The sequence below is a fragment of the Phenylobacterium sp. genome (assembly GCF_030654915.1).
Classification (GTDB): Bacteria; Pseudomonadota; Alphaproteobacteria; order Caulobacterales; family Caulobacteraceae; genus Phenylobacterium.
In genome coordinates this window covers 1-3,311 of sequence record NZ_JAURWM010000049.1, presented here as the reverse complement: position 1 = coordinate 3,311, position 3,311 = coordinate 1, and the positions used below count along the sequence as shown (strand labels likewise).

At 66.3% G+C, this 3,311-nt stretch carries 3 protein-coding genes; all 3 read right to left on the bottom strand.

What is annotated here, in order from left to right:
* Window positions 1-380: 380 nt before the first annotated feature.
* The gene (locus tag Q7T84_RS02235) at window positions 381-824 is read right to left on the bottom strand and encodes an SgcJ/EcaC family oxidoreductase (protein ID WP_304806009.1); all 444 of its coding nucleotides are present in this window, start codon (window positions 822-824) and stop codon (window positions 381-383) included.
* Between the two features lie 8 nt (window positions 825-832).
* The gene (locus Q7T84_RS02230; RefSeq protein ID WP_304806007.1) at window positions 833-1,456 is read right to left on the bottom strand and encodes a peptidylprolyl isomerase; all 624 of its coding nucleotides are present in this window, start codon (window positions 1,454-1,456) and stop codon (window positions 833-835) included.
* A gap of 71 nt (window positions 1,457-1,527) precedes the next feature.
* Window positions 1,528-3,311: TonB-dependent receptor (locus tag Q7T84_RS02225; RefSeq protein ID WP_304806005.1), on the bottom strand; the 1,784-nt coding region annotated here is incomplete at its 5' end.

The window sequence follows — 3,311 nt, the reverse complement described above, 5'->3', positions numbered from 1 at the left end:
GGTGAGGGGGCGACGCGCAGCGGCGCTCTACTGACGGAAAATCAGACGGCGGACGGGCCAAAGGCCCCTCACCCGACCTCTCCCCAGCGGGGAGAGGAGAAGTGCTCCCCTTGCTCTCCCTCGGGAGAGGCTAGGTGAGGGGGCGACGCGCAGCGGCGCTCTACTGACGGAAAATCAGACGGCGGACGGGCTAAAGGCCCCTCACCCGACCTCTCCCCAGCGGGGAGAGGAGAAGTGCTCCCCTTCCTCTCCCTCGGGAGAGGTCAGGTGAGGGCGCGGCGCGCGGCGGCGCTCTACTGGCGGAAAATCAGCACGGCGGACGGGCCTAAGGCCCCTCACCCGACCTAGCCCCGGCGGGGAGAGGAGAAGAACTGCGCCCCTTAGGACGAGTGGTCCGACACGATCCGCCAGCCGTCGGCGGTCTTGTGGAACACCAGGCTGAACAGGCCGGTGGCGTCCTTGCCGTCCGGCAGCGTCAGGTGGAAACGCCCGACCACGGCGGCGTAATCGGCGCCGAGCGGATCGAAGTCGACGATCTCGGTGCTCAGCTTCGGCATTTCCGCCGGCTTGGTGAAGCGCGGCGCGTAGATCTCGCGGATCGCGTCATAGCCCTGGGTGACCTTGCCGCCGCTCACATAGTTGATCTGCGGGGCCTTCTCGTAACTGGCCATGAAGGCGTCGAGGTCGCCGCGCGACCAGCCGGCGCTGGCCTCGCCCAGCACCTTGGCGATGGCGGCCTTGTCTTCGGCAGGGCCCGCGAAAGCGGCGGTGGCCGCCAGGCTGAGCGTCAGGCCGGCGCTGACGGCGAAGGAACGAAGGATCATGTCGAGGCTCACTTGCGCTTCACGGAAAGGATCTGCACCGGCTTTTCAAGGATCTGGCCGCGCACGATGGGTTCGGGGGTCGGGGCGTCCGACGGCATGGCCTGGATCACGCGCACCACGTCCATACCCTTGGTGACGCGGCCGAAGGCGGCGTAGCCCGCGCCGTCGGGATTGCGTTTGCCGCCCTGGTCCAGGCTGGCGTTGTCGCCGAGCGTGATGAAGAATTCCGAGGTCGCGGTGCCCGGGCCGTCGCGGGCCATCGAGATCACCCCGTCGGTGTGGCTGATCCCGGTCTGGCCGGTCGTCTCGTGGGCGATCGGCGCCAGCATCTGGCCGCGATGGGCGTCGCTGTCGATACCGCCCTGGATCACCTGGATCGGGGCGTTTGGGTTGGGATCGGTCCCGGCCCGCACCACGCGATAGAACTGGGCGCCGGCATAGCGGCCCTCATCGACATAGCGCAGGAAGTTGGCGGTCGTGACCGGGGCCTTGGCGGGATAGAGCTCCAGCTCGACCACGCCGGCGTCGGTGGTCATCACCACCGCCACGGGGGCCGGGCCGGCCGCCCAGGCGCCGCCGCAAAGCATCAGGCCAAAGGCCGCGCCCAGCGCGGTACGGCGAACGAGCTTCATCGGCTTTGGCCTCTCTAAAGTCTGCAAATCGATGGCGGGGAAGGCCAGGACCTTCCCCGCCACGCTTAGTCCTAGAAGTTCATACGCACGTTTGCGCCGATCGTCCGGGGCGTGATGCGGATGCGCGCCTCGGGGTCGAACGGGCTGGCGGCCAGGGCGCGGATCACGCCACGGTCGTCCAGCAGGTTGTTGGCGTAGACCGAGAACTCGATGTTATCGAAGGTCACGCCGGTGCGCAGGTTCACCACGCCATAGGCCGCCATCTTGCGATAGTTGGCCTGTTGCGGGCTGAACTGGGTGAAGCGCTCGCCCATGTACTGGTAGCCAGCATAGATGAAGCCTTCGGCCTCGCTGCTGATCGGGAAGCGATAGTCGGCCGAGGTGTTGAAGCTGAGCTCCGGCACGAACGGGGCCTTGTCGCCCTTCTTCGCCTTCAGGTTCGCCACGTCGTTCGACAGGCGCGAATTGATGTACGCGCCGCCGGCCGTCAGGGTCAGGCCGTCGATCGGATTGGCCGTGACTTCCAGTTCGACGCCGTCGCTGACCGCGCCGCCGACGTTCTCACGGAAGCCGAAGCCGCAATCGAGCGCGCGCTGAGTCTGCATGTCGTCCCACACCAGGTGGAAGTAGGCGCCCGACACCATCACCCGGCCATTGGCCAGCGTGCCCTTGCCGCCGATTTCGTAGTTCCAGAGCTTGTCGGCCTCGAACACGTTCGGGTCTTCGCCGTTGCGCTGGAAGTCGGCCAGTTCGGCGGCACAGACATCCTTCGGCACCGGGGTGTTGGTGCCGCCGTAGCGGAAGCCGCGCGCGGCCTGGGCGTAGACCAGCACGTCGTCGGTCACGTCATAGGAGATGTTGAGCTTCGGGTTGAAGCCATCTTCCTTGGAGGTGCGGCGCGGCGGATCGCTGGGGATGGCGCCGTTCAGGAAGCCCGAGGCGTACAGCTTGTAGTCCTGCTCCCAGTTGAAATAGCGCAGGCCGCCGGTGACGCTCAGCTTGTTCCACTCATAGGTCAGCTCGCCGAAGAAGGCGTAGGTCTTCACTTCGAGGTCGTCGTAGCCCCAATAGGGGTTGTCCGTCGGCGCGCCGAAGTCGTTGGAGTTGATGCCCATGGCGGCGTCGAAGCCCGGCACCGGAATGGTGTTCAAGTAGTAGATCGTCTTCTTGTCGGCATAGGCGCCGACCACCCAGCTGAACGGGCCGTCGCCTTGCGAGGCCAGGCGGATTTCCTGGGCGAAGAACTCGGAGTCGGTGGTGTCGATCAGCGGGCTCGGCTTGACCGGGAACAGGGCCAGCAGGCCGTCCAGCGAGCGCATGTTGACGACCGTGCGGTCGAAGTACGAGGTCGAGGAGACCAGGTTCGCGAAGCCCAGATCGTAGTTGAGCGTCAGGTTGTAGACGCTCAGGTCGTCGCTGTAGCCGTCCGGCGAGGGATAGTCGCGACCCAGGCCCGGCACGCGCACCAGATCCTCGGGACGGCCGCCGTCCTTGTAGTTGTGCTTGAAGACCGACAGGTCGGCGGTGAAGTCGTCGGTGACCTGGAAGCGGGTTTCGATCCGGCCGCCGCGGGCCAGGCCGTCATTGACGTCCTTCTCACCGGTCAGCACGTTGTCGATATAGCCCGGCGTCTGGGTGTAATAGACCGAGGCGCGAACGGCGACGCGATCGGTGACGATCGGAACGTTCAGCAGGCCCTTCATCGAATAGCCGACGTCGCCGTGGCTGACGCTCGACAGCCCGACATCCAGCTTGCCTTCGTACTTGGTCAGGTTCGGGCGGTGGGTGATCATCCGCACGGTGCCGGTCATCGAGCCGGCGCCATAGAGCGTGCCTTGCGGGCCGCGCAGGACTT